Origin of the sequence: Micromonospora salmantinae, from assembly GCF_022230905.1 — a bacterium.
Classification (GTDB): domain Bacteria; phylum Actinomycetota; class Actinomycetes; order Mycobacteriales; family Micromonosporaceae; genus Micromonospora; species Micromonospora salmantinae.
Map to the genome: position 1 here is coordinate 66,867 of NZ_JAKKFG010000042.1, position 25,690 is coordinate 92,556.

Annotated in this window: 28 protein-coding genes and 1 pseudogene; 12 read left to right on the top strand and 17 right to left on the bottom strand. The window is 70.4% G+C overall.

What is annotated here, in order from left to right; genetic code table 11:
- Window positions 1–228: 228 nt before the first annotated feature.
- Entirely contained in the window at window positions 229–1,338 is a 1,110-nt protein-coding gene (locus tag PSH03_RS24135) for a helix-turn-helix domain-containing protein (protein ID WP_238690498.1), read from the bottom strand.
- A 77-nt stretch (window positions 1,339–1,415) separates the two neighbouring features.
- On the bottom strand, window positions 1,416–1,562 hold the full coding sequence (locus tag PSH03_RS24140; RefSeq protein WP_238658476.1) for a hypothetical protein: 147 nt from the start codon (window positions 1,560–1,562) through the stop codon (window positions 1,416–1,418).
- Window positions 1,563–1,758: 196 nt separating this feature from the next.
- Between PSH03_RS24140 and PSH03_RS24145 the strand changes: the two genes are divergently transcribed.
- Window positions 1,759–2,607: a helix-turn-helix domain-containing protein gene (locus tag PSH03_RS24145; protein ID WP_238690499.1), complete on the top strand. Its 849-nt coding sequence runs from the start codon at window positions 1,759–1,761 to the stop codon at window positions 2,605–2,607.
- Window positions 2,597–2,785, top strand: coding sequence for a DUF397 domain-containing protein (locus PSH03_RS24150; RefSeq protein ID WP_238690500.1), 189 nt, complete (start codon window positions 2,597–2,599; stop codon window positions 2,783–2,785). The genes PSH03_RS24145 and PSH03_RS24150 overlap by 11 nt, the downstream gene beginning before the upstream one ends.
- A 64-nt stretch (window positions 2,786–2,849) precedes the next feature.
- Here the strand turns inward: PSH03_RS24150 and PSH03_RS24155 are convergent, their stop codons facing one another.
- Window positions 2,850–3,491 (bottom strand): hypothetical protein, encoded by a 642-nt coding sequence (locus PSH03_RS24155; RefSeq protein ID WP_238690501.1) that lies wholly within the window; start codon window positions 3,489–3,491, stop codon window positions 2,850–2,852.
- A gap of 86 nt (window positions 3,492–3,577) precedes the next feature.
- Between PSH03_RS24155 and PSH03_RS24160 the strand changes: the two are divergent.
- A pseudogene (locus PSH03_RS24160) lies at window positions 3,578–4,200 on the top strand (nucleoside/nucleotide kinase family protein).
- On the opposite strand, the gene PSH03_RS24165 reads toward PSH03_RS24160, so the two are convergent.
- The 5 genes from PSH03_RS24165 to PSH03_RS24185 all read right to left on the bottom strand — a co-directional run bounded on the left by PSH03_RS24165 (window position 4,187) and on the right by PSH03_RS24185 (window position 7,542).
- On the bottom strand, window positions 4,187–4,378 hold the full coding sequence (locus PSH03_RS24165) for a hypothetical protein (protein WP_238686921.1): 192 nt from the start codon (window positions 4,376–4,378) through the stop codon (window positions 4,187–4,189). The pseudogene PSH03_RS24160 and the gene PSH03_RS24165 overlap by 14 nt on opposite strands.
- Before the next feature lie 340 nt (window positions 4,379–4,718).
- Complete coding sequence (locus PSH03_RS24170; RefSeq protein WP_238690502.1) at window positions 4,719–5,171, bottom strand: hypothetical protein; 453 nt, start codon at window positions 5,169–5,171, stop codon at window positions 4,719–4,721.
- Window positions 5,172–5,228: 57 nt separating this feature from the next.
- Window positions 5,229–5,861 (bottom strand): dihydrofolate reductase family protein, encoded by a 633-nt coding sequence (locus tag PSH03_RS24175; RefSeq protein WP_210783921.1) that lies wholly within the window; start codon window positions 5,859–5,861, stop codon window positions 5,229–5,231.
- Window positions 5,862–5,898: 37 nt separating this feature from the next.
- Window positions 5,899–6,483, bottom strand: coding sequence for a hypothetical protein (locus PSH03_RS24180; RefSeq protein WP_238690503.1), 585 nt, complete (start codon window positions 6,481–6,483; stop codon window positions 5,899–5,901).
- 90 nt (window positions 6,484–6,573) lie between these two features.
- Window positions 6,574–7,542, bottom strand: coding sequence for a GlxA family transcriptional regulator (locus PSH03_RS24185; RefSeq protein WP_238690504.1), 969 nt, complete (start codon window positions 7,540–7,542; stop codon window positions 6,574–6,576).
- Between the two features lie 132 nt (window positions 7,543–7,674).
- On the opposite strand from PSH03_RS24185, the gene PSH03_RS24190 reads away from it, so the two are divergent.
- The 5 genes from PSH03_RS24190 (at window position 7,675) to PSH03_RS24210 (ending at window position 14,365) form a co-directional block, all read left to right on the top strand.
- Window positions 7,675–10,440, top strand: coding sequence for an AfsR/SARP family transcriptional regulator (locus tag PSH03_RS24190; protein WP_238690683.1), 2,766 nt, complete (start codon window positions 7,675–7,677; stop codon window positions 10,438–10,440).
- Window positions 10,441–10,534: 94 nt separating this feature from the next.
- Window positions 10,535–11,254 carry a hypothetical protein gene (locus PSH03_RS24195; protein WP_210783924.1) on the top strand — a complete coding sequence of 240 codons (720 nt, stop codon included), beginning with the start codon at window positions 10,535–10,537 and terminating at the stop codon, window positions 11,252–11,254.
- Between the two features lie 42 nt (window positions 11,255–11,296).
- A complete protein-coding gene (locus PSH03_RS24200) occupies window positions 11,297–12,181 on the top strand; it encodes a hypothetical protein (protein WP_210783925.1) in 885 nt (294 codons plus the stop codon).
- 94 nt (window positions 12,182–12,275) lie between these two features.
- Window positions 12,276–12,584, top strand: coding sequence for a hypothetical protein (locus PSH03_RS24205; protein ID WP_210783926.1), 309 nt, complete (start codon window positions 12,276–12,278; stop codon window positions 12,582–12,584).
- Between the two features lie 98 nt (window positions 12,585–12,682).
- Complete coding sequence (locus PSH03_RS24210) at window positions 12,683–14,365, top strand: Imm21 family immunity protein (RefSeq protein WP_238690505.1); 1,683 nt, start codon at window positions 12,683–12,685, stop codon at window positions 14,363–14,365.
- 194 nt (window positions 14,366–14,559) lie between these two features.
- Here the strand turns inward: PSH03_RS24210 and PSH03_RS24215 are convergent, their stop codons facing one another.
- The 6 genes from PSH03_RS24215 to PSH03_RS24240 all read right to left on the bottom strand — a co-directional run bounded on the left by PSH03_RS24215 (window position 14,560) and on the right by PSH03_RS24240 (window position 20,179).
- The gene (locus PSH03_RS24215; protein ID WP_238690506.1) at window positions 14,560–15,747 is read right to left on the bottom strand and encodes an NAD(P)/FAD-dependent oxidoreductase; all 1,188 of its coding nucleotides are present in this window, start codon (window positions 15,745–15,747) and stop codon (window positions 14,560–14,562) included.
- A gap of 82 nt (window positions 15,748–15,829) precedes the next feature.
- On the bottom strand, window positions 15,830–16,774 hold the full coding sequence (locus PSH03_RS24220; protein ID WP_210783930.1) for an RNA polymerase sigma-70 factor: 945 nt from the start codon (window positions 16,772–16,774) through the stop codon (window positions 15,830–15,832).
- A 26-nt stretch (window positions 16,775–16,800) separates the two neighbouring features.
- Window positions 16,801–17,559, bottom strand: coding sequence for a hypothetical protein (locus PSH03_RS24225; protein WP_238690507.1), 759 nt, complete (start codon window positions 17,557–17,559; stop codon window positions 16,801–16,803).
- 159 nt (window positions 17,560–17,718) lie between these two features.
- Window positions 17,719–18,939, bottom strand: a complete 1,221-nt coding sequence (locus tag PSH03_RS24230; RefSeq protein ID WP_238690508.1) for an MFS transporter — start codon at window positions 18,937–18,939, stop codon at window positions 17,719–17,721.
- Between the two features lie 75 nt (window positions 18,940–19,014).
- Window positions 19,015–19,494, bottom strand: coding sequence for a hypothetical protein (locus PSH03_RS24235; protein ID WP_210783932.1), 480 nt, complete (start codon window positions 19,492–19,494; stop codon window positions 19,015–19,017).
- Between the two features lie 82 nt (window positions 19,495–19,576).
- Window positions 19,577–20,179, bottom strand: coding sequence for a TetR/AcrR family transcriptional regulator (locus PSH03_RS24240; RefSeq protein ID WP_238690509.1), 603 nt, complete (start codon window positions 20,177–20,179; stop codon window positions 19,577–19,579).
- 133 nt (window positions 20,180–20,312) lie between these two features.
- Here PSH03_RS24240 and PSH03_RS24245 point away from each other — a divergent pair, with 133 nt between their 5' ends.
- The 3 genes from PSH03_RS24245 (at window position 20,313) to PSH03_RS24255 (ending at window position 23,215) form a co-directional block, all read left to right on the top strand.
- Window positions 20,313–21,332, top strand: coding sequence for an aldo/keto reductase (locus PSH03_RS24245; RefSeq protein WP_210783934.1), 1,020 nt, complete (start codon window positions 20,313–20,315; stop codon window positions 21,330–21,332).
- Window positions 21,333–21,908: 576 nt separating this feature from the next.
- On the top strand, window positions 21,909–22,178 hold the full coding sequence (locus tag PSH03_RS24250; RefSeq protein WP_210783935.1) for a hypothetical protein: 270 nt from the start codon (window positions 21,909–21,911) through the stop codon (window positions 22,176–22,178).
- Entirely contained in the window at window positions 22,178–23,215 is a 1,038-nt protein-coding gene (locus tag PSH03_RS24255; RefSeq protein WP_238690510.1) for a hypothetical protein, read from the top strand. Before PSH03_RS24250 ends, PSH03_RS24255 begins: the two co-directional genes overlap by 1 nt.
- Before the next feature lie 47 nt (window positions 23,216–23,262).
- Here PSH03_RS24255 and PSH03_RS24260 read toward each other — a convergent pair whose 3' ends face one another.
- A complete protein-coding gene (locus PSH03_RS24260; RefSeq protein ID WP_238690511.1) occupies window positions 23,263–23,793 on the bottom strand; it encodes an SRPBCC family protein in 531 nt (176 codons plus the stop codon).
- On the bottom strand, window positions 23,794–24,105 hold the full coding sequence (locus tag PSH03_RS24265) for an ArsR/SmtB family transcription factor (protein WP_238690512.1): 312 nt from the start codon (window positions 24,103–24,105) through the stop codon (window positions 23,794–23,796).
- A gap of 98 nt (window positions 24,106–24,203) precedes the next feature.
- Here PSH03_RS24265 and PSH03_RS24270 point away from each other — a divergent pair, with 98 nt between their 5' ends.
- On the top strand, window positions 24,204–25,133 hold the full coding sequence (locus tag PSH03_RS24270) for an LLM class F420-dependent oxidoreductase (RefSeq protein ID WP_238690513.1): 930 nt from the start codon (window positions 24,204–24,206) through the stop codon (window positions 25,131–25,133).
- Between the two features lie 18 nt (window positions 25,134–25,151).
- On the opposite strand, the gene PSH03_RS24275 is transcribed toward PSH03_RS24270, so the two are convergent.
- A complete protein-coding gene (locus tag PSH03_RS24275; RefSeq protein ID WP_238690514.1) occupies window positions 25,152–25,574 on the bottom strand; it encodes a hypothetical protein in 423 nt (140 codons plus the stop codon).
- Between the last annotated feature and the right edge of the window lie 116 nt (window positions 25,575–25,690).

A 25,690-nucleotide genomic window follows, 5' to 3' on the forward strand; every position in this document is an offset into this window, starting at 1 on the left:
ACCAGACACCCGGTAGCACGGTAGAGCTTCACCCCGCCGCTGGCATCTGGTGGGCTGGCGTCAACAGTGCGGCGGTAACCCGCCCGCCCGCCCGCCGGTCAGGTTTGGTACAGCACCGCCCGGTAGCCTCACAACGCCGCGACAATCAGCACCTGCTCGACACGCTTGCCTTCGGTGGCCCTGGTCGTAGTGCCGTTACGAAGCCTCAGTGGCCAGTCGCGCATAAGCTCAATGCGGGGTCAGTCGCATGGTGGCGGCTAGCCGAGCCACGTCGGCCGCCGTCGGTCCGGCGCCGAACACAGCGGTCAGCGCTGCTCGGGCAACGGGGCGGATTCGCGTCTCGGCAAGGGCGATGCGGTCGGCGGCGACCAGCGCCCGGCCGGCTGCGCGTACATCGCCGAGGTCCAAATAGGCGTGGGTGATGTCGATCAGGTGGCCGGCCCGGTGTTCGGCCGGAAGTAAGTGCCAGGAGTTACCGCTGGTGACCTGTCGGTGGATGGTCACGGCCAGTTGATGGTCGCCAGACCACATCGCAATCAGGGCGCGGGCGAGGTCGACCGGTGTGGGACCGAATCCGATGCCGTCGCAGTCGTGCTGACGCTGGCCGTCGGCGAGGCGAGCCGCGCGCTCGGTTAGTTCGCCGGCGGCACTCGCGTCCCCGCTGACAGCGGCGGCAAGCGCCGCTTCGATCAACAGGGTCCCCGTGACGCCCGGCCGCCGGACGTGGGAAGGTGCCAGGTCAAGCTGGTCTACGGCATTCACGGCGGCGGTCATCGCCAACCGGCCTCGTCCCAGAGCTCGCAGCGCCTGTGCGAGAGAGATCGCTGCAAGGCCGGCACGCTGGGGGTCACCGGAGGCGGCGACCATCGCCCGATCGGCGGCCAGCCAGGCGAGATCCGCCTCGCCGAGTTTGACCAGCACCTGGGCGGCGAGCCGGTACACCCGTACCAGCAAATCCGCGGTGTCTCCCGGCTGGGTGCGGCTATCGCAGAGCAGGTCAGGCAGTAGCCGCAGCACCTGGGGGTGGTGACCGTTGCGGTACGCGGTCCACGCGTACCCCGCTTGGGCATCGAGTTGGGCCAACGACGGCGCTGGCTTGCCGCGGCCGGGGAGGTCGTAGCGGGCCAGCGCCGCGCGGAGTCGTTCCACGTCGCCGCCGGTGTCGGGGAGAGGCTGGCGCGGGGCCTTGCCCGCGAGTAGGGCGTCCGGGGCGACGCCGAGGGCTGCGGCGACCGTCTCGATCACCGAAAGCCGGTCGAGGGTACGCACCCCTCGCTCGACCTTGTCCACCCAGCTCTTCGACTTGCGGATTCGGTCGGCGAAGACTTGCTGGCTCATGCCCCGACGTGCGCGCAGCTCTGCCATCCGCCGCCCGATTGGCGGCTCGTTGCCGTTTCGACGGCCGGGCTCGGTCATCACTCCCGCTCCGGCGACGGCTGGATGGCATCGGTGGCCTCGCCGCAGCGCGGGCACCATCGCGACTTGACCCGGAAGGCGAGGAGTCCGAACAGGAACCCGGGCACCAGGCCGCCGAACACGATCGACACGACTTCGGAAACCATGCGCACGCTCGCTTTCTGACGACGCCGAGGTCGGGCAAGCGCCACTCCCGTGACTAACGCTGTGGCGACACTTCGTTGCTGACAGTCATCAGAGTTGCGCATCATGTGATGCATAGCAAGATGATGTGCATGATCGACACGCCGAGCACGTGAGTCAGGCCAGGGAGAAACGCGAGGCAGGGCGCAGAATCACGACATGCCTCGATTTACGCCCGCGACACCGCGCTCTCGGCGACTGGGCCGGGAGCTGCGCAAACTCCGCGAAGCCAAAGGTCTGACCGGCGAGGGAGTGGCGGAGAATCTCGCCTGCTCACCGTCTCGGATCAGTCGAATCGAGTCGGGCGAGATCAGACCTCGGGTCGGTGACGTCATGGAGTTGCTGGTCGCCTATGGCGTCAAGATCGACGAGGAGCCGGGAACGTCGCTGCTCGATCAGGCGCGCGGTCTGCGTGAGGACGGCTGGTGGCAGCGCCTCGGTGGCAAGTACGCCACCTACATCGCGTACGAGATCGAGGCCGTGGAACTGAAGAACTTCGAGCCGATGCTCGTGCCCGGTCTCCTGCAGACCGAGAGCTATGCCCGCGAGGTCAACGTCATCGGCAGGGAGACCGACCCGGAAACCGTCGACCAGCGGGTTTCCGCCCGGATGACCCGGCAGGAGGTGCTGCGTCGGAAGCCGACTCCGCTGCGGATGCACGCCATCCTGTCCGAGGCATCGGTGCGTACCGAGGTAGGCGGTCCGGACGTGCTGCGTGAGCAACTCGATCACTTGGTCACCTTGAGTCGGCTGCCGAACGTGACGATCCAGGTGCTGCGCTTCGAGGCTGGTGCCCATCTTGCGATTAGCAGCGGCTTCGCCCTGCTCAGCTTCGAGCAGGACGAGCCACCATTGGGCTACATCGAGACGCTGGCCGGCGAGCTGTTCCTTGAGTCGAGTCGCGACCTGGCGCGGCTGTCGGCGGCGTACGACAATCTGAAGACGCTGGCGCGGTCACCCGCCGAGTCGATCAGGTTCATCAAGGAGCTGAGCAAGCATGGAACATAACGCCTGGCGTAAGTCGAGCCGTTCCGGCAACAACGGCCAGTGCGTGGAGGTGCGCGACCGGCGCGTCCAGGTCGACGTCCGTGACACCAAGGCGCCCGATGCCGGGATGTTGAGCTTCGAGCCCGCCGCCTGGGACGCGTTCGTCTACACGATCAAGACGAACGCCTGCCGCCCCTGACCCGGGCGGGACCGGTGAACTGGTTCATGGCACCCCGAAAACTGGCGCGCCTGTGCGGTGAGTGTCAGCGTGTCCGGCTGACGGACGAGACCCTCGGGTCTACGGAGTAGCGGCGGACGACGTCGGCGGCGTCGCCAGCGGTGGCACCGGGATCGAACAGCACCTCCATGCAGGGCGCTTGCGGCCCTTCCGACCCAAAGCCCGCAACCACGTGGTTCGGGTCGAAGCGGTGGTTCTCCAGCACCAGCTCCTCAGCGGACTCACCCTGCCGCACGCAAACCACCGCCTCGGGCTGACTACCACCCCAGGCCAGTGCTGGAGCCGACACACCGATGGTGAGCACCACTGCCGTCCCCACGCCGATCACTGTCGTCCGGCCAAGCCCTGGCCGGCTGATCGGCGAGATCACCGCCGCCAGGGCGGACAGCACGTAAACCCAGAGGGCCCGCTTGTCGGCCGAGTCATGAAGAGCCAACACGATGACGCCGGCTCCGACGGTCTGTGCGATCAGGCTGATCAGCCGGAACCCTGGCCAGTCGACCAACGCCGCAGGTATCGCGGCAAGCGCACCAAGCAACAGGAGGAGCATGACCAGCCCGTACGCACTCCATTCACGGCGCGCGTCCAGGACGAGCAACACCAGGGCAACCAGGTGTCCGCAGACGACAAGCGGCGGGCGGAGGTGTGCCAGGATCCCTGCGACCATCGGAAGACCCTACGTGATGTGACCGACTTCGATGTGGATGCAAATCCGGCCCGACAGCCGCGCGGTCAATGTGAGGAGGGCAGGACATGGTTCACGGCACGCGTGACGAGCTGGTCGAGCGCTTGGCCGAGGCGGTTGGCGCCGTCACTGCGCCCACCCGACGCGGGTCGCCATCGACGGACCGCCCGCCGCAGGCAAGACCACCCTCGCCGACGAGTTGGCCGCCGTCCTGCGTGAACAGGGCCGCCACGTCGTTCGCGCCACGATCGACGATTTCCTCTTTCCCCGGGCCCAGCGCTATCCGCGCGGCGAGTACTCGGCCGAAGGCTGCTACTACGACACCCACGACTACGACGCGCTGAACCGGGCTCTGCTCGACCCGCTCGGCCCGGGAGGTAATCGACGCTTCCAACCCGCTGTGTACGACCGCAACGCCGATGCCGTGCTGTCCCCGCCGGTCACGGCCGCCCCCGCCGACGCCGTGCTCCTCTTCGACGGCGTCTTCCTCCTGCGCCCGGAACTGGTTGACCGGTGGGACCTGCGCATCTTCGTGTCGACGGCACTGGAGAAAACAGTGGATCGTGCCGTGATCCGAGAGCGCCGGGTGTCGACTCGGGTCGACATCGAACGACGCTGGCACGAGCCTTCGTATGAGCCAAACCGGCTTGCGGCTGCCGTACCAGCCCCTGCTGCCGTCACCGTTCCCTGATCCGTTGCCGCCACCACGCCTGCGCGTGCCACGGACTCAGCTCGGCAGCTCGGGGGTCGGGCAGCGTCTTCCGGAGAAACTCGTCGTCCAACGGGTCGACGACACGCCGCAACTCGCGGGAGGCGGCCGTTGGCAGTCGGCGCATCGCGTCGCCCAGGACGTCTCGCTGGTACAACACATCGCAACCCGGACAGGGACAGTCATCCCCTAGATCCAGCCACCGTCCCGAGCGTCGAATGGCGCGACGGTAACCGGCCAGCGCTGTCGCTACTGGAACGAAACCCGGATGGGTGCCTTCGAGCCTGGCGATCGCCGCGTTCGCGCCGTTCGACAGACCATCGATGGGGCGGAGCTTGCCCGCATTCCGCCCGGCCGACTTGAACAGTGCGCGCAGCGCACCGGGTGACCTACGCGCCATGGACCTTTCGGGGCTGAGTCATGACGAGCACCTTGCCACACCACGGCCAGGCCCCGCCAACCGATTCGCGCTGTGGTGACGCCGCCTGGATGAGTCGGCCTCAGCCGATGTTGAGCAGCAACACCTGGTCGTCGCGGAGTTCGGTGACGGTGTCGCGCAACAGCCTCAGCGTGTCCAGACCGGCCGCGCCGCTTTCCTCGAAGTCCACCCCCATCTCCTCGAAGTGGGCGACCAGGTCCTCCGCGCGGTGCGCGCCGGGATCGAGCTGATCCAGTAACCCCGGTGCTGGAGTGATGAGCGTGGTCAAGCCGTACGCGCTGTTGATGGCCTCCGACTCGGCATTGAACTCCGACTGGTCCAGGTCGATGCCACGCTCCTCCAGATAGGTCAGGACGTAGAGCATGCAGTAGCCGGACCAGTCGTACTCCTGCCGCGTCTTGCTCCCGTGTTCGGCCAGGTACGTGCGGAACGACGACGGCGATGTGCGGGCCAGGCGGGCCAGCTCGGTGATGCTGTCCCTGGGAACCACTGTCAGTGAGGCGATAGCAGACAACGCATCCTCCGTCGTACGACTCTGCCGCTACGGCTTTCCGCCGGCTCGTCGGGCAGGCTACCGAGAGGGAGTGACGAGCACGCGGTAGGTGACGTGCAGGACCGTGCTCGCCGCCCGCGCCGTCATCTGTTCGAGGTTCAGCGGTGGGACGCCGTCGAACAGCCGCACACCGTCGCCGAGGGTGAGCGGCACTATGTGCAGCCGCAGTTCGTCGACCAGACCGGCGGCGAGGTACTGGTTGATGGTGGTCGAGCCGCCGTGGATCAAGATGTCGCCGCCACCGGCGGCCGCGCGGGCCCGCGCGAGTGCCGACTCGATCCCGTCGGTGACGAAGTGGAAGGTGGTGCCGCCCTCCATCGGCTGCGGCTCCCGCGCGTGGTGGGTGAGCACGAACACCGGCTTGTGGAACGGTGGGTCGTCACCCCACCAGCCGTTCCACTGCCGATCCCACTCGCCACGCACCGGGCCGAACATGTTGCGGCCCATGATGACCGCTGAGGCGGCGTCGCTCAGGGCGAGTTCGGCCTGGTTCTCCTCGGCGGCGTCGAACATCCAGGCGTGCAGCCCACGGCCCCAGCCGTCACCGCCGTCGTCGCCGAACGGGCGATCCTCGCTCTGGTTGAGCCCGGCCGAGTACCCGTCGGCGGAGATGGTCTGGTCGGCGATCACCCTGCCGTTACGTGTGTTCATTGCGGATTCTCCATTGGCGTCGGTGTGTGCCGGGTAGTCAGCCTATGGCCGCGATGATCAGTGCGATGCCCACGCCGACGTCGACGATCGCGCAGAATTGCGCCCACGAGCGAGTCACCACGAGGTTGACGCGGTAGTGGTAGGCGTCCCAGATGCCGTGTGCCAGGAACCCGACACCCGCCACGGCGGTCCCCACCTGCGGTTGCGTCGTCGCGGTCAGCAGAGTGATCGCGCCGAACACCATCATGCCGGCGGTCTGCACCGAGAACGTCCGGGTCGGGCTGGACCGACGTCGAGTTGCCGCCCAGACCCACAAAGGCACCAGCAGCAGCGTCATCCCGACCGCCGGATCGACCGGCAGCGCGAGCAGCCGTGCCAGCAGGTGCAGGCCGGTAACCACGACGCTCAGGATGACGAATGCCAGCCACGCGGTCCACGGCCGGCCGAGGGCGTACGCCATGAGGTAGATGCCAGCCATGGTGGCCACCGCCGGCCCGAACAGTTCCGCCTGCTCGTTCACCAGGCCGATCACCGTGACCGCGCCCGCGACGACGGCGAGTGCGACCGCGACAGGCCACCGGTCGGCCAGTCCCGGCCGGCGCCTTGACGACTGCTCGGTCATGACCAGGATCCTGCCGACGTCGCCACGGTCGGCGTCGCTTCGGGATCGATCGTGTCCGAATCGCTGGGACGCTGGGCCGAAGCCCTGGCATCAACCCGTGGGCGCCGCCTGCGCCGCCCGGTAGCGGGCGGGGGGCATCGCGTACCGGTCGACGATCGCCTGCCGCAGTGACTCCGGCGAGCCGAATCCGCACCGTCGTGCCACGGCCACCAGCGGTAGAGCGGTCGAGGCCAGCAGTTGCGCGGCGGCCTCGGTTCGCACCCGGCGTACGTAGCGCCCCGGCGTCTGCCCCAGATGCTCGACGAACAGTCGGGACAGGTGACGCTCGCTGACGCCGGTGAGCCGGGCCAACGCCGCGGTGCTCAGGTCGTCGGCGAGGTGGCTGACGATGTGGTCGCTGATGTCGCGGACCATGACGTCGTCGGTGGTCCGGCGGGCCAGGAACATGCTCATCTGGGCCTGCCCGCCGGGCCGCTGCAGGTACGCCACAGTGCCCATCGCCACGCCCCTGGCCAGGGCAGCGCCGTGATCCTCCTCGATGAAGGCGAGGGTCAGGTCCAGGGCGCTCGTCATGCCACCCGAGGTCGCGAGGTGGCCGTCCCGGACGTAGATCGGTTCGGCGTCGACCCGTACGTCGGGAAACCGCTCCGCCAGCTTGTGGGCGTACATCCAGTGTGTGGTGGCCCGCCGGCCGTTGAGCAGGCCGGCCTCGGCCAGCACAGTCGACCCGGTGCAGACCGACGCGACCCGTTCCGCGAGACCGGCCAGCCGCCGGACGTGGCCGACGAGGTGCGGGCTCGCCGCCGCCTGCTCATGCCCACGGCCGCCGGTCACCAGCAGCGTGTGCACCGGCCCGGTGAACCGTTCCAGGCTCGCCTCGCCCGCCAGCCGCAGGCCGGAGTCGCAGGTGATCTCCCGCTGACCGGGGGTGGCCAGGACGATCCGGTACGGCGGCGCGGCGCCGATCCGGTTGGCGATGTCGAGACTGGACGTGACGCAGGCGATGTCGAGCAGCTCCGCCCCGTCGTATCCGACGACGAGGATCACCCGTTCGCGCATGGCCACAGCGTAGCTACCCCCTGGGGGTATTGAAAGTGCCGACAGCCCCATTGGGCCGCTGGATCTTGTCCAGTGCGCGACGAACAGAACGAGCATGCCGGGCTGGAGATTTAGCCTGATTCGGTGATTTCGATGGTTGGTACGGGAGTGCGCGTCAGGCTGCTCGGGCCGGTGGAGGTGGTCGTCGCCGGCAGTCCACAGGCGGTGAACGGCGTGCGCCGCAAGGCGGTTCTGGCCACGTTGGCGCTGCACGCGGGGCGTGTCGTCAGTGTCGACCGGCTCATCGACGTGGTCTGGGGCGACCAGCTACCAGCCACCGCGGCGAACACGTTGCAACGCCACGTCTCCTACCTACGCGGGGTGCTCGGCGAGCCCGGGTCGATCGTGGCTCGCCAGCCCGGATATCTGCTCGACACCGGGCCGGACTCCACCGACGTACAGGCCGCCGAGCGCCTCATCGAGCTGGCCCGGCGCTCGACGGACCGCAACGAGCAGGTGCGGCACCTGACGGCCGCGGTCGCACTGTGGCGAGGTCCACCGCTGGCCGACGTGGCCGGGTCGGCCTGGCTCGAGGAGCAGGCGGAACACCTGGCACGCCTACGGTTGGAGGCCGAACGATCGCTCGCCGAGGCCCGGCTGTCCGTCGGTGAGCACGCCGGCCTCGTCCCCGGGTTGGAACGGCTCGTCCGACAGCACCCCTTCGACGAGCACCTGCACGCGCAGCTGATGCTCGCCCTGTACCGCGACGGCCGACAGGGGGAGGCGGTCGCCACGTACCGGCGGCTGCGCGACAACCTGCGGGAGAACCTCGGCCTCGACCCGGGTCCGCGGCTACGCGACCTGGAGTGCGCCATCCTGCGCCAGGACACCGCTATCGCCGCACCGGCCGCGGCGGCACCAACGCGGGTCGCGGCGCAACTGCCTCCCCCCGTACCCACGTTCACCGGACGCGACGCGGAGCTGGCGGCCCTCGACGCGCTGGTCGACCGGGGCGGCGCCGTCGTGGTGTCCGGGACCGCCGGCGTCGGCAAGACCGCCCTCGCCGTGCACTGGGCGCACCGCGCGGCCGAACGCTTCCCCGACGGGCAGCTCTACGTCAACCTGCGCGGCTTCGACCCGGCGGCCACACCGACCGAACCGGCGCGAGCGCTGCACGGCTTCCTGGAGGCGCTCGGCGTTCCGGTCGCCCGGATGCCCCGCGACCCGGACGCGATGGTGAGCTTGTACCGCACGACGGTGGCGGGCAAGAAACTGCTGGTGGTGCTGGACAACGCCCGCGACGCGGAACAGGTCCGGCCGCTGCTGCCCGGCTCACCGGACTGCCTCGCCATCGTCACCAGCCGCGACCAGCTCATTCCGCTGGTCGTCACCGAAAGCGCCCAACCGGTGCCCCTCGACCTGCTGAGCCCCGGCGAAGCCCGCGACATGCTGGTCCGCCGGCTCGGGGGGCGCCAGGTCGCCGCCGAACCCGCCGCAGCCGACACCATCGCCGAGCGGTGCGCGCGGCTACCCATCGCCCTGGCCATCGTTGCCGCCAGAGCCGCCACCAACCGGCACTTCTCGTTGGCGGCCGTCGCCGGCGAACTGGGCGACCTGAACGCCTTCCGCGCAGGCGACGAGGCCACCGACGTACGGGCGGTCTTCTCCTGGTCGTGTCGGACGCTCAGCCCACCCGCGGCCCGGCTGTTCCGGCTGCTGAGCCTGCATCCCGGCCCGGACGTCTCCGCCCCGGCCGTGGCCAGCCTGGCCGGCGTCGACGGGCCGGCGACCGGCCCCCTGCTCACCGAGCTGACCCGGGCGAACCTCTTCACCGAGCACACGTACGGGCGCTACGCGTTCCACGACCTGCTGCGCGCGTACGCCGCCAGCCTCGCCGACGAGGCCGAGCCGCCGGCCGAGCGTCGGGACGCCGTGCACCGGCTGCTCGACCACTGCCTGCACACCGCCCACGCCGCCGACCTGGCACTGCACCCGCACTTCAGCGCGATCACCCTCCCGCCACCCCGGGCGGGCGTGACGCCGGAGCGCCCCAGGAGCCGGTCTGCCGCCGCGGCGTGGTTCACCACCGAGGTCCCCGTCCTGCTCGCCGCGGTACCGCTCGCGGCACGGTCCGGGTTCGAGGGACACGCCTGGCGGCTCGCCTGGGCCATGGCCGGCTTCCTGCACCGGCAGGGGCACTGGCAGGACTGGCTCGGCACGCAACAGATCGCTCTGGCCGCCGCGTCCCGCATCGGGGATCAGGCGGGGCAGGGCCACGCGCACCGCAGCCTCGGTCTCGCCTGCTCCCGGCTCCGACGGTACGACGAGGCCGACGACCACCTGCGGCGCGCACTCGACCTGTTCAGCGACGTCGGTGACGACGCCGGACGGGCGCACACCTGCCTCAACCTTGGTCAACTGGCCGAGCGGCAGGGGCAGCACCAGCAGGCGCTGCGCCATTCCCGGCAGGCGCTGACTCTGTTCCGGGGGACCGGGAACCGGGCCGGGCAGGGGTACACCCTCAACGCGGTCGGTTGGCAGGAGGCGCTGCTCGGCAACTACCACCACGCGCTTGAATCGTGCGGCGAGGCGCTGCGGATGTTGCAGGAGGTGGACGACGTCCAGGGGCAGGCCGACACCTGGGACAGCCTCGGCCACGCCCACCACCAGCTCGGGGACGACCGGCGCGCCATCGCCTGCTACGAGCACGCCCTCGAACTCTTCACGCAGGTCAACGACCGGTACGCCGAAGCCAGCACGTACGTCAACCTCGGCGGCAGCCACCGGGCGCTCGGCGACATCCCCGCCACCCGTGCCGCGTGGCACCGAGCCCTGACCATCCTCGACGAGCTCGGCGACACCGACGCCGACTCGATCCGCGCCGACCTCGACCAGCTCGACGCCACGCGGCTGCACTGACGTACCCCGCTTTCAGCGCCGTTTCCGGGCCGCTTCAGCGCGCCAAGCCACTCTTCGGACATCAGTTTCTTCCGCACCAGGAATGGAGCGTTCGATGAGTCGTTTGGCACACCGCCTCGCGGTGATCGGGGTGGTCAGCGGGACGGTGCTGGCCATGTCCTCCGCCGCCGTGGCCCACACCGACAAGCCGCCGCAGAAGGGCGCCGACTGCGTGGTCCAGCACGTCGACGAGCGCGGCAAGATACTCCGCACCGAGACCGCGTCCGAGGGCCGGGAGTACGGCCAGTTCCGCTGCGTCGCCGGGCAGTGGACGTTCGCCTGGGCGCCGTTCGGAGAGGACGACCTGATCACGGCCGACGAGATCCGGATCGACCCGGCGGGTGACGCCTCGGTCCGGCGGTTCACCGGCCCCGCGCTCGGCAACGACCTCACGGTCGGCGAGATGACAGGCATCGCCCAAGCCATCAGCGGCAGCCGTGAGGTGCTGATCGACCGCGCGATCGTGGCCGTCGACGACGGCAAGGAGCGGACCCCGGAGCAGGTCGAGGCGCTGCTCGCCGGCAAGGACGACACCGGGGTACGGGTGCTGGACATCATCGAGAAGCCGAATGCCGCCATGTCGACGAAGGACGTCATCGACGAGGCTGGCGGAACCCCTGAGACGACAGTCGTCTACTTCAGCCTCTGGGGCGCGATTAAGTCGTTCTTTGCCTGGATCGTGGACACGATCGGCGAGATCGGTGAGTGGATCGACGACCACTGTGACGTGGGGTCCCCCAACGACTTCGGCGACATCGTCACGTGTCGCTGGTAGCCCGTCCCACCCCGCCGACACCGATCACGAGATGAGGACAGGATGACAACTCTGCGGGACATCACCAGGCGCGCCGCCATCGTCACGACCGCCCTGATCGTCGGGCTGACCGCTTCGTACGCCCCGTCGCAGGCCGCCGAGGGGGAGGCCCGGACGACGATCACCGACCACCCCGGTGCCCCGGGCACGATGCTTCAACAGTTCGAGGACCTGACCGGCCGACCCGTCGGCGACCTGGACAGGGTGCTGGCCGTCGACACCGGCGGGCGGAACCTCACCGGCGACCAACTCGCAGCGCTCGCCGCCGGTAAGGAGGTCGACGGTGTCAAGGTCGTCGGCACGATTCCGGGCAGCCGGGACGTCCTCGGCACGACCATGGCCGACCTCGCCGACGGCACGTACGACGGCAGCGGCGACAGCGGGACGGCCACGTCCCTGCTCTTCGCCTCGTCCACCCCCGACGGCCGGGAGTGGTGCCTGACCATGTGCGTCGCGTCGGGCAAGACGATCTGGGAATGCCTGTTGTCGCGCCGAACGGGCGAACTGGTCCTCACCCTCGACCTTGATGGCGGCACCACGGTGGGCGAAACGAAGGCTGCCTTCGAGAAGGCCAATGGCGTCGCCGTCGACGGCCCGTACACGGTGGAGACGCTGATCGGCGAGCGTGAGCCCTCGGCGGACGAGATCAAGACGCTCCTCGACGGCAGGGACATCGAGTCGATGCGCCGGGTGGCGACACTGGACGGACCGGACCCCGGGTGGGCGCTGGCCGACATCGCCGAGAAGTCCGGCGTTGTGTACGCGAAGACCAAGGGCCACCTCTTCAGCCTCAACCTTCCGATCCTCGGCAAGATCCTCGTCTTCTGCGTCTCGCAGGATGGTGGGAAGACCTGGAAATGCTCGGCCAAAAAATGGGGCGGGTTCTGACGGGTAGCCGCGTCGACGGTCCCGCTCCGCATCGACCTCCCCGGTCGAGCGGAGCGGGATCCCGCGCTTGAGCGAGCCGGTTCATACTCGGCAGGTGATCAGCAATGAGCCTCGCGTTCCGTGGTCGACTCGCGCGCCTCACCCGGCAGACAGTTCAACCCTGCCGCTCTACATGGTCATCTTCTTCTTCCTCGGCCTCGTTGGCTTCGCGGCGCGCGGAATGGCCGACGGCGGGGAAGGGTTCGTTCTCGCGAGCATCGTCTCGGGAGTGTTCTTCGCCTGCTTCCTGATCCTCTTCGCGATCTACTGGATCGGATACCTGCTCAAGGGGCACGCCGTCTGGCAGGCCGAGCGCCAGGCCGGGCCCGATGGGCCGTCCGTGGGTCAACAACCAGAGGACTGAGCCGGGCGCGCCATCCTCCACTCAACCCCGGACGCCGTCGGTGGCGTCTCACTCTGCGTCCGCACTCAGACGCGAGGTGGACGCGACCTGGAGGTGGCGTGAGTCGGCACGACGACGATCGGACCGGCTGGTGGACCGACCTGCGGCTGCTGTTGCCGGCCGAGGGCGCCGACCAGCGACCGATCGGCTGGCGGGTCCGGACCGAGGACGGTGCCCGTCCCGCCACGGGCGAGGTGCGGGTGATCGCCCCGCCGGACGCGGCCCGGGTCACGGTGACGGTCGGCGGCGCACCGCCCGCCACTGTCGCCCTCGACGCGTCGAACGCCGGCACCACCCAGGTGCCGCCGGACCAGGCGGCGACGTTCACCGCGTACGGCAGGGACGGCAAGGTCCTCGGGACCACCCCGTTGCCGCCCGTGGAGACCGACAGCAGCGCGGGAGGTCAGCCCGGCCACCCGGGTGACACCCTGACGCAGCGGCAGGCGGGCCGAGCCGTCCGAGGACGGCTTCGGCCCACGTCGGCCTCTAGGATCGACAGCCGTGACGGCGAAGACGGCCTGCGGGAGCGCATGGTGACGAGCGAGGCAGAACGGCCACTCGACCGGCTCGCCGAGCGGGCCGATGTCGTACTCGTCGACTTCGACGGTCCGATCTGCCGCCTCTTCGGCAGCAGGGCCGCGCCGCGTATCGCGGCCGACCTCCGTCAGCTGATCCTCAGCCGGGGTGTCGTCCTGCCCGACGAGCTGCGCGACGGGGACGATCCGCTGGAGCTGTTCCGCGCGACCGCCGTGTTCGCGCCCGAGTTGGTGGGTGTCGTCGGTGCGGCCCTGGCAGCGGCGGAGGTCGAGGCGGCGGCGTCCGCGGAGACCACGATCGGAGCCTTCGACCTGGTCGCGGCATGCCTGGCGACCGGGCGCCCCCTCGCCATCGTCAGCAACAACTCCGCAGCCGCCATCGGCGCCTACCTCGGGCGCCGCGACCGGGCCCGCTACTTCGCCGCCGTCATCGGCCGAGGCGAGCACCCCGATCTGCTGAAGCCCAACCCGGCGCCCGTTGTGCAGGCCCTGCAAGAGCTGAAGGTCGCAGCCGATGCCGCTGTTCTGGTCGGTGACTCGGTCACCGACGTCACAGCCGCCCGAGCAGCCGGTGTCGCCTGTATCGGGTACGCCAACAAACCCGGCAAGGCCGAACGTCTCGCCGCCGCCGGTGCCGACGCGATAGTGACCGACATGACCGACCTGGCCGGCGTCCTTGCTCGTACGCGCACGCCGGTCAGCCTGCTGCAGTGGGTCGATTCGGGCGGCGGGCCGCTCATCGTCGTGCCGACGACGGCACTCGGCGAGTGGAAGGGCGCGTCGGTCGACGACGATGATTCCTGGGGTGACTACGACCGGGCCTGCCGGGTCGACGGTTACGTGGGCGTGCTCGACGTCGGCACCGGCCAGGCGCTCGTTCTGGCCGACGAGCCGGCTTCCACCACGTACCTCCCGGACCGGCGGATCTTCGTGCGGTGGCTCTACGCCGCCTCCGAGGCGGACGTCGTCCGCCTCATCCCCCGAGCGGTCAAGATCGCCCGCTGGGAAGACGCGGGTACGTGGACGACCAGCGGGCCAGCCGAGTTGTTCGACTCCGGCTACACCGGCGACGGGCTGGAGCACACCACCCATCTCACGGTGGACCTGGCTCGTGGCACGTACCTGATCCGCACCGCTCTCGTGCAGCCCGACAAGGTAACGGCGCTGATGCTGGTCCACCTGGTCGAGCAGACGCAGACAGCGTGAGCGCCGCGCGGGCGGACTTCTGCCGCCTCGCTCGTCTGTGTCGAGCAAGAGGACCGCGCCGATCTTGCAGCTTCTGTTGTTGACTTAGGTGTATATGCACCTTAGATCGGGACAGAAACTGCAAGATCGCGGGAGCGGGGTCAGATCGACGAGGCAGTGCTGGCTGACGAACAGCCGTCCCGCCTACACGCCACTCAGGAAGCGGCCGCGCGGACCGCCGTTCGGGTCGGGACGATGCGGTGGCGGCGGACCGGGTACAGGATCGGGTGCGCGATGTTCCAGGCCCCGCCCGCGCAGGCGAGCTCCTTGTAGCGGGCCGCCAACTTCCCGGTGAGGAGGGACGGCTTGGCCCGGTCGTCGGCGGTCACGTACTGGATGATGCCGTCACGGCGGCCGAGGCTGATGCACTGGTTGAAGTAGCGCAGCGGGGCCTTGGGGAACTTCGCCCGACCGGTCAGGCGTGCGGCGATGGCGTCGGCGGCCTGCCAGGCCATCGGGATGCCCGAGGCGCAGGACATCCGCAGTGGCTTGCCGCCCGGTCCTGCGGCGATCGCGGCGTCGCCCACCGCGTACACCTCGGGGTGTGAGACCGACCGCATGCTGGCGTCGACGATGATCTGTCCGGTGTCCGCGACCGCCAGGGTCGTGGCGCCGGCGATGGGGTGGACGGCGAAGCCGGTCGTCCACACGGTCACCTGGGCCGGGATCTCCCGACCGTCGCGGGTGACCGCACCGGCCGCCTCGACCCGGGCGATGTCGGTGTGCTCGTGGACGGTGATGCCGAGCCGATCACAGACGCCGCGCAGGTGCTGCTGCGCCTTGACGTTGAGCCAGTCGCCGAGACCGCCGCGGGCGGCGAGCGCGACATCGAGGTCCGGCCGGGCCTCCGCGATCTCGGTGACCGCTTCGAGGCCGGTGAGGCCCCCGCCGACGACGAGCACGGTCCCGCCGGCCGCGAGGTGGGCGAGGCGGTCGCGCAACCGCAGCGCCGTCGACCTGCCGGCGATGTCGTACGCGTGCTCGGCTACCCCGGGAACGCCCTGGTCCGCGGTAGCGCTGCCGAGGGCGTAGACGAGCGTGTCGTAGGCGATCTCGTCGGTGCCGTTGTCGTCCGCGAGCGCGACGGTCCTGAGATCGGCGTCGACGGCGGTGACCCGCGCCAGCCGAGGCTTGACGCCGGTGCCAGCGTAGACGTCGCTCAGCGGGAGGCGTTTGAGGTCCTGCCCGACGGCGAGTTGGTGCATGCGGACCCGCTCGACGAAATCGGCCTCGGCGTTGACGACGGTGATCTCGGTGTCGTCCGGGTGCAGCCGCCTGGCGAGGCGCCCGGCGACGATGGCGCCTGCGTAGCCGGCTCCGAGGACGACGATGCGGTGCTTCATGGCGGCACTCCTGTCTCGGTGGTGGTCGCTTCCTGAACCAGACAGCGACGCGATTCCTGACAGGAGCCGGCTATGAGCTGGATCACCAGACGTGGAGGGTGGGCTCCTCGTGCTCCGAGGCGGACCACTGCCGGGTGGCGCGGACGAGCTTGTCGGGGTTGACCTGGTTGTGGATGGCCGTGACACCCTCGGGCGTCACCTCCACTGACATCACGCCGATGACCCGGTCGTCGATCACGACCACCACCGCCGGAGCGCCGTTGGCGGTGGTGACGTGCATGGCTGGGCTGCCACCGACCAGGTCCCGTTTGACGTCGGTGGGCTTGAACAGGCTACGCAGGAACTTCGCCACCGCCAGTGCGCCGACGATGGGCGCGGACCGGGCCGGGATCTTGCCGCCGCCGTCGGCGGTGCTCGTCGCGTCGTCGGTCAGCAACTGCACGAGCCGCTGAATCTCGCCGTTGTTGGCGGCCGTGAGGAACTCGGCGACGATCTTCCGGGCGGTGGTCAGGTCGACCTCCGCGCGGGCCCGTTCGGCGGTGACGTGCTGCTTGGCACGCCGGTAGGTCTGCTGGCAGTTCGACTCGGTGAGGCCGAGGATCTCGGCGATCTCACCGTGCGAGTAGCCGAAGGCCTCCCGCAGCACGTACACCGCGCGTTCGTTGGGCGACAACCGCTCCAGCAGGGTGAGCACCGCCATCGAGACCGACTCGCGCTGCTCGGCGGTGTCGAGCGGGCCGAGCATCCGGTCCCCGGCGAGGACCGGCTCGGGCAGCCACGTGCCCACATAGGTCTCCCGCCGGGCCCGCGCGGAGGTCAGCTGGTTGAGGCACACGTTGGTGAGGACCTTCGTCAGCCACGCCTCGGGCGTCTCGACGTGCTCCCGGTCGGCGCCCTGCCAGCGGAGGAAGGTGTCCTGGACGGCGTCCTCCGCGTCGCTGGCCGAGCCCAGCAGGCGATAGGCGATTGCCTCCAGGCGCGCCCTGGAGTGCTCGAACACCTCGACTTCGTCCGGACTGAGCGGCATGACTAGACAGTATCCAGGCGGACGGTTCAGGGTTGGCTCGTGCTTGGGCCGGAAACCCGGCTCGGCTCCCGCCGACCCACGTAGAAGATCAGCCCGGCCAGCAGCAGCACGAGCGCCAGCGGCACCAGTACGGGAGCGAGGGCCGCCCAGATCGGCCACGCGGGCTCCGCCAACCCGTTTGCCATCAGGCCCTGCCAGGTGAGGACGACACCCGGGAGGAGAACGATCGTCACCAGCGTGCCAACCAGTCGGGGTACCGGCGGACGTTGCCGTCCCGCCAGCCAGAACAGCGCCGCCCCGGCCGCGGCACCCAGGACGGCGGCAGCGAGGGTGACAGTGACGTAGCCGTCGGGCGCGGCTGGCGCAAACCTCAGGACCGCCCCGCGGTCCACCTGCGTGAACGTTGCCGTCAGCCCATCCCGTTCGGCCCGCCAGCCATCGCATGGCGTGCCCGTGACCCGATGGCTGCCCTGCCAACCCAGTGCGGTGGCGTTGCGCTGAACCGACTCGGAGTGCGTGCAGTCGGCAGCCTCGTCGTAGTGGAATTCCACGAACGGCGAGCCGAAGTCGTCGGGGGCCAGGACACCGTAGAGGTAGTTGCGGCCGACGCTCGAGCCGAATGGTTCGGTGCCGGGAAGCAACTCCGCCGCCATGGTCTGTGCCTGGTCGGAGTTGACTGGCGCGGTGCCGCGGCCGGCGTACCAGGAGCCGAGGCTCAGGCCGGCCGTGCCGAACAGCGCCGCGCCGAGCAGGATCATCGCGACCTGCCGTCGTCGAATTCTCACCGGTGGACCCCTTCACTGGTGTGGGGGAGCGTAGCCAAGGCGAACCAGCTCTGGATGCCCCGCGAGAGGGACCGGGCGCGCGCGGTGGTCGTACCCTTGCCGCGGTGACGTCCAATTCGTTGCGCCGCGCCCTCACCGCACCCGCGCGGGTGAACCCGGTCAGCGGCTCGGCGGACCCGTTCCCGCCGTTCGGAGCGGCGAGAGTGCGGTCGGCGTCTCGTCGTACGGCGTCGGCCGGCGGCGGAACGTGGCCACCACCACGGCGGTCAGGCAGATCGCCGCGGCTGCCATGAGCGGCGGGCGGGCGCCGAGGTGGACGGCCGCGGAGCCGAGCGGGATCGCGACGACGAGCGGTCCGAACATCGCGGTGTTGGCCGTCGCGGAGACCCGTCCCAGCAGCGCCGACGGCGTGTGGGTCTGCACGGCGGTCACCGCCGCGACCAGGGTCCAGGGCAGCCCGACGCCGGCCACCACCGCCCCGACGACAGTCGCCGGCCACCACGGCAGGCAGCGCGCCAGGCAGCCGACCGTGAACAGCGCCGTTCCGGCGACACCGACGGCAACGGGACCTCGCGCCGCGATGAGCCGGCCGACGATCAGGCCACCGAGAATGGAGCCGGCGCCCTGCGCGCTGGCCAGCACACCCAGGAACGTCGTCGGCAGGCGCAGCTCGGTCACGACGATTGCGTAGATTCCCGCCGTCGTGAAGCCGGACATGGCGATCGACACCGCAGCGAGCACGACCGGCAGACGTGTCGCTGGCCGTCCGAACAGGACCACCGATCCGGTACGCGGGCCGTCGTCGCGTTCGGTGGGCCGGTCGGTCGGCGTCCGGTTCAGGCGAAGGAGCGCGTACAGGGTGGCGACCAGCACCGGCATGGCCGCACTGAGGACGGCGACCGCGTGGCCGCCCCGCCAAACGTAGAGGCCGGCCCCGGCCAGGGGAGCGACGAGCTTCATCCCTTCCTGTGCGCTCGAGCGCCACCCGTTGACGTCGCCGAGTTCGGTCGGCGCGAGTGCCGACGGCAGCAGCGCCGTCTCGCCGGCGTCGATCAGCACGTAGCTGACGCCGTAGGCGCACGAGACGGCGAAGATGAGCCAGGTCTGTCCCGGCCCGCGCACCGCGAGCAGCGCCAGCAGGGCGGCTGCCAGCATGAGGTTGACGGCGATGACCAGCGGCCGCCGGGGTGCCCGGTCGAGCAGACCGCCCAGCCATGGGCCGGCGAGCACCGGGGCGTAGACGCAGAGCCCGGCGAGGGCGGCGAGGCTGGTGGAGCCGGTGAGGTCCAGGATCCAGATGCCGGCGACCAGGGACATGGTGCTGCTGCCGAAGCCGGACAGCAGGGAGATCGCCACGAACAGGCCCGCGTTGCGACGCATGAGCACTCCGAGTTGAGTCGATGTGACTCATATCCTCAAGCTTGAGCGATGTGCAGGCAATGCCGCTGCAATCTGTCAACGGTTCATTGACAAGGCGACGTCGATCTTCGTGGCGGCCGTCCGAGCCGGCCCGGGCAGTCGCTCACCCGCTTCGGCGAGATCGGTGGCGAGGAGCCCTGCCAACGCGTGCAACGAGCCCGGGGCGGCATCCAACGCGGCGCCCACAGTGCTCCGCACGAGCGCCGCTCGACGAAATCGGCTGTCCCACCGCTGATCGGCGCCGATCCACCGGGCGAGGTCGGCCACCGCCGCCCGCAGCGCCGCGATCTGCGGAGGCATCCGGAGGTCGAGCTGCCGCCGCCGCGACCACCGCGCCGCCGCCAGCCGTTGTCGACGCTGCTCGGCGGCCTGCCGGCTGCCGAGGCCGAGTGCCATCGCGATCTCGGCCCACGTCGCACCGTCGTGGCGCGCGCGGTCGATGATCTCCAGCTCCTGCTCGTCCAGGCGGGCGCGGGTAGCGCGGACCTCCGTCAACCGGGCCAGCTCCGACGTCATCTGTCAACGTTACATTGACACTGTCGGGACCTCGGCGGTGATTGACCCGGGTGCGCGCTCCCAGTCCGCCATGATCAACAAACTATCGCGGCCCGCCGCCCTGGTGGTGGCGCAGCCCCGCGACGAGGAGTTCGACCATGCGACGCGCGTCGTAGCGGGGTGCGCCGGCTCCGATGCAGAGATTGCCGACCCCGCGCAGCAACTCGAAGGCCGTCACGTCGGTGCGGATCTCGCCGGCCGCGGCAGCGGCGTCGAGTAGTTGGGCGCACACCGGCACGAGGCGGTCCAGGAAGTAGGCGTGCAGCGTCTCGAAGGCCGCGTTGTCGGACTGTAGCGCCTCGGCGAGGCCGTGCTTGGTGACCAGGAAGTCGACGAAGAGGTTGATCCACTGGGCGAGGGCGGCGTGCGGTGTGCTGCTGTCGGCCAACAGCGTCGGGCCCGCCTGCGCGCACGCCTCGACCTGGTGCCGGTAGACGGCGACGATGAGGTCGGCGCGGGTCGGGAAGTGGCGGTAGATGGTGCCGACGCCGACGCCGGCCCGGGCGGCGATGTCGCGTACGGGCGCGTCCACGCCCGAGATGACGAAGGCCGCGGCGGCGGCGTCCAGCAGTGTCGCCTCGTTGCGCCGGGCGTCGGCCCGCTTCCGCGGGGTCGACCTCCCCGATTCGCTGTCGATGTCGGCCATCGCGCCGTTACCTCCGTCACTTGGCAAACGGAACGCTGTTCCGTATCGTTCTTAGCGGAACGTGGTTCCACTTACTCAGGATGCCAGAGCGAGTGGGCCAGTGTCACCTCACCCTTCCCGTGGAGGAACAGCCATGCAGTACCGCACCCTGGGGCGCACCGGCGTCCAGGTCAGCACCCTCGTGCTCGGCGCGATGAACTTCGGCAAGCTGGGGCACACCACCCAGGGCGAGGCGACGGCGATCGTCGACGCCGCGCTGGAGGCCGGAATCAACCTGATCGACACCGCCGACATGTACAGCCAGGGCGAGTCGGAGCAACTGGTCGGCAAGGCCATCGCCGGCCGTCGCGACGACATCGTGCTGGCCACGAAGGCCGGCATGCCGATGGGCGACGAGCGCAATCAGCGGGGCGCCTCGCGCCGCTGGCTGGTCACCGAGTTGGACAACAGCCTGCGCCGCCTCGGCGTCGACCACGTCGACCTCTACCAGATCCACCGGTGGGACCCGACCACCAGCGACGAGGAGACCCTGTCGGCGCTGACCGACCTGCAACGGGCCGGAAAGATCCGCTACTTCGGCTCCTCGACCTTCCCCGCGTACCGCATCGTGCAGGCCGAGTGGGCCGCGCGGGAGCACCACCTGAGCCGCTACGTCACCGAGCAGCCCAGCTACTCGATCCTGCAACGGGGGATCGAGGCCCACGTCCTGCCCGTGACCGAGCAGTACGGGCTCGGCGTGCTCGCCTGGAGCCCGCTCGCCTCGGGCTGGCTCTCCGGTGCGATCCGCGCCGGCCGGGAGATCACCACCAGCCGCTCGGCGCTCCTGCCCGCCCGCTTCGACCTCAGCGTCCCGGCCAACCAGGCGCGGCTCGACGCCGTCGAGCAACTCGCCACCGTCGCCGACGAGGCGGGGCTCACCCTGATCCAGCTCGCCCTCGGGTTCGTCACCGCGCACCCGGCCGTGACCAGCGCGATCATCGGCCCCCGCACCATCGAGCACCTGCACGCCCAACTCGCCGCCGCGGACACCGTGCTCCCGGCCGACGTGCTCGACGCGATCGACGCGATCGTCGCACCGGGGGTCGACCTCGCCGCAGCCGAGAAGTTCGACACCCCGCCCGCCCTGCTCGACCCGGCGCGGCGGCGTCGCTGAGCCTTCGGGTGCGGTGGTCAATCCGACCGGGCCGCGCTGCGGGAGTTGCTGGCCACCCGGCTGCCGGTCGATCCGGACCTGTCGATCCGGCTCACCGCGCGGGCCTGGGCCGTACCTGGCACGCCGTCCGAGTAACCGTCGCGCCGAGCCCTTCCGGGCCCTTGTCGCAATTCGGACAAGACGGTAAAGCCCCTGGTAGAGCACCCTAGGGACAGGTGGAGGTAGACGGGTGGCGGGCCACATCCCGATCCTCCGGCCCGGTGGGGACAACATCGTCCCCACCGGTGCCGGCCTCACCCAGCCCGGCCTCGAAGCCGTGGCGGTCACGGCACAGCCGCCGTGCCGATCGCGCGTACGACAGGCCATGGCTGCCACCGACACCCCTGCGGGCGCCCGCAGCGGTGCCTCCGCCCATCGGGACAAGGACGTCAGCACCACCGGCAGTCAGGCAGCAAGGTCCGCCGGTCGTGCCTGCCGTCCCCGTGCCCCGCCGGCCTTTCGCACTGTGGACCCCGCCGGTCCGACGTCGCTGAACCGCGCGCCGAGGCCCGGCGACCGAGCAAGAAAGGGCCCGACATGGCCGCTCCCACTGCAACCGCAGCCCTGAACGCATCCGTCTTCGCGCCGGGTGACCAGATGCTGCTGACCATCACCTACTCAGACGCCGACACCAAACCGCTGACCGTCACCATCGTGGTCACCGACGCGCAGGGCAACAGCAGCGCGCCGGTCAAGGTCACGGCGGTCATCGACCCGCTCACAGTGACCGTCACCGACAACTCCGGACGTACCTGGACCCGGGTTTCCGACAACGGCTCCGTGGCCGTGTATCGGTCGGTGGCGTGATGCCCCGGGTAACCGTCCAGGTCCGCGACGCCGCCGGCCACACCGCGACGGCCGTCGCCGACTACAGCCTGGGCCAACCCGTGCTCGGCGGCTACTACCTCTCCGGCGGTGCCGACCCGACCGCCGACATGGCCGGCGGCAACTTCCGGTCCCTCACCCAGTACCGCAGCTTCGCCGACGGCTACATCTTCCCCGGCTACAACCGACCCTGGCTGGTCAGCCTGGGCAAGGCTGGGGTGCAGATGAACATGGTCCTGGAGCTGAAGCACTACGGCGCACCGAACTACGGGCCGCAGAGCTTCGCTGTGGACGGCACCAGCTACACAGTGCCGGCGCCGACGATGACCATCCAGCAGCGTCCCGGCGCGACCTGGCCGAAGGCGTACGGGTACGGCCAGGTGCTCAAGGGGCAGTGTGACGGGTTGTTCGCCCGTGCCCTGTCGCAGTACCGGACGCTCGGCTTCGGGGTGAACATCCAGCTCGCCTCGGAACTGGACACCGATCACGAGTTCGGCACCACCGAGGACGGCAAGGCGTACACCTGGGCCGAGTCGGACGCTCGGGCGGTGCAGGCGATGAACTACATCCTGACGTGGTTCAAGGCGCGGACGCTGCCGGTCGGGACGACCTTCTCGGTGGGGCTGGGCGGCTTCGACCGGGCCTGCTTCCAGCGCACCCACCCGGAGTCGCTGATGTCCCGCCTCGACTATCTCCAGTGGAACGCGTACGGCACCAACGCCAGCCACACCGCGCTGGCCCGGTTTCGCCGGACGAAGGACTGGGCGGTCGCGGATCTCGGCCCGGTGGCGCTGTCCCGACCGGTGATCATCGCCGAGTGGGGGGTCAGGTCGGCCGAGATCCCGGACCAGGCGGCCTGGATCGCCACGGTGCCGGCGGCGATCGCCCAGCTCAACGCCGAGCGTGGGCCACGGATCGTGCGCACCAACTACTTCAACTCCGGGTGGGGCACCCTGACGCCGAAGTCGGTCGGGTTGGCCGCGCTCCGCGAGGCGTACGCCAAGCGGCCGTACGTCTGACCGGGTTCCGGCGGCTCCGGGCTCCGGGGCCGCCGGGACCGCACCGGTCAGCCCTCACCGAGCCGTTCGGCGTACGCGTCGCGCAGCTCGGGCCAGCCGTGGTCCTTGGCCTCCGCGCCGCGGATCGGGCCGACCGGGTCGCCGTCGAGCAACCGGTCGGCCACGTCGAGACAGAGGTGCCAGCCGGCCGCGACCATCGGCAGAATGCCCGGGTCGGCGACGGTGTGCCGCAGGGTGAGCCGGGTGCCGCTGCCCAGCGGGCTCAGCTCCCAGCGCAGCAGGTCGTCGCCCCAGGTGTACTCCAGCAGGTGCGGCGGCTCGGCCCGGCGTACCGTCGCCGGGTCCTCCTGGGTGGTCTCGCCGTCGACGAGGGTGAGCACGGCGACGCCGGCGTGGCCGAGGTCGCGGTCGGCGAGGAACGGCGCCCACTGCGCGAGCTGGGCCGGGTCGGTCAGTGCCGCCCAGACGGTGGCTGGCGGATGCCGCAGGTCGCGGACGAAGACGAGTGTCGCGCCGACGTCGGTGGGCTCGGCGCGCACGTCGGCGGGTGGGCTCGGGCGGAACGCGTCGCGGTCCATTCACTGCTCCTGACTGTCGAGGTGCCGTTCCAGGGCGTCCAGGTGTCGGGCCCAGAGCCGCCGGTACGGGTCGAGCCAGCCGTCGACGTCCCGCAGCGGGCCGGGGTCGAGGCGGTAGATCCGCTGTCGGGCGGCCGTCCGGCAGGTGACGAAGCCGGCGTCGCGAAGCACCCGCAGGTGTTTGGAGACGGCCGGCTGGCTGACCCCGAGCCCGTCGACCAGCTCGCCGACGCTGCGTTCGGCGTCGCGGAGCTGATCGAGGATCCGGCGCCGGGTGGGCTCGGCGAGGACGGTGAAGGCGTCGGTGGGCACCTTCCCAATATGCCTTCTCCGTCATATGACTGTCAAAGCATACGACGAGAGCAGCCGTCCCGACGCGGCACCGCCGATCGGCTCCCTATGCTCGGATCATGGAACTTCGGATCTTCACCGAGCCCCAGCAGGGTGCCAGCTACGACCAGTTGCTCGCCGTCGCCCGCTGCGCGGAGGACGCCGGCTACGGCGCGTTCTTCCGGTCCGACCACTACCTGATGATGGGTGACGTGAGCGGCGAACCCGGCCCCACCGACGCGTGGACCACGCTCGCCGGCCTGGCCCGGGACACCAGCCGCATCCGGCTCGGCACGCTGATGACCGCCGCCACCTTCCGGCTGCCCGGCCCGCTGGCGATCACCGTGGCGCAGGTCGACCAGATGAGCGGCGGCCGGGTGGAGCTGGGCATCGGCACCGGCTGGTACGCCGAGGAGCACAGCGCGTACGGCATCCCGTTCCCGCCGCTGGCCGAGCGGTTCGACCGGCTGGAGGAACAGCTCGCCGTCATCACCGGGCTCTGGACCACGCCGGCGGGGGAGCGGTTCGACCACGACGGCAGGTACTACCCGGTCCGGGACTCGCCCGCCCTGCCCAAGCCCGTGCAGCAGCCGCGTCCTCCGATCCTGCTCGGCGGGACGGGCCCGAAGCGCACCCCTCGGCTGGCCGCCCGCTACGCGGACGAGTTCAACCTGCCGTTCGCCTCGGTGCCGGACACCGCGGCGCAGTTCGACCGGGTCCGCGCGGCCTGCGTCGAGATCGGCCGGGACCCGGCCGAGATGGTCTGGTCCAACGCGCTGGTGCTCTGCTGCGGGCGCGACGACGCCGAGGTGGCCCGCCGGGCCGCCGCCATCGGCCGCGAACCGGACGAGCTGCGGGCCAACGGTCTGGCCGGGACGCCCGCCGAGGTGCTGGACACCATCGGCCGGTACGCGGAGATCGGCAGCGAGCGGCTCTACCTCCAGGTGCTGGACCTCAGCGACCTGGAGCACCTCGAGCTGGTCGCCAGCGAGGTGATGACGAAGCTCTGAGTCGACCACGCCTCCGGGTCAGGCCCGGTGGGCGCCGGTCTCGACCGCGTTCGGGTCACCCAGCACGGTGTCCAGCCGCCCGTCGCGGTCACTGTCCACGTAGGTGATGTCCGGGATCCCGTCACCGTCCACGTCGATCTGGACGACGTCGGCGACGCCGTCACCGTCGAGGTCGGTGACCACCTCCACCGAGCCGTCCAGGTGACGGGTCACGATCGACTGCGCGCCACTGGCGCGCGGCGGCGGGCCGGGTGCCGGCACCGGCGTCGGGGCGGGCGCGGGCGCCGGTGTCGGCCGAGGACCGGGAGTGGGCGACGGGTGGCTCGGAAACCCGCCGGTCGGCGGCGCGCTGGCCTGCTCGACCCCGGTGCCGGTGGGGTCCATTTCCTCCTCGGAGGGGAAGACGTCACCTCGTGCGGCCGGATCGCGGTAGCTGCTCATGGGCGTAGGGTTCCCCGACGACGACGAGAACAACCGTGCCCGATCGACCGGTGTCCTCGGTGCCCGGTCTGGCGGAAGATGTCGGGACCGACGCCACGGTCATGAAACGGGGGTCC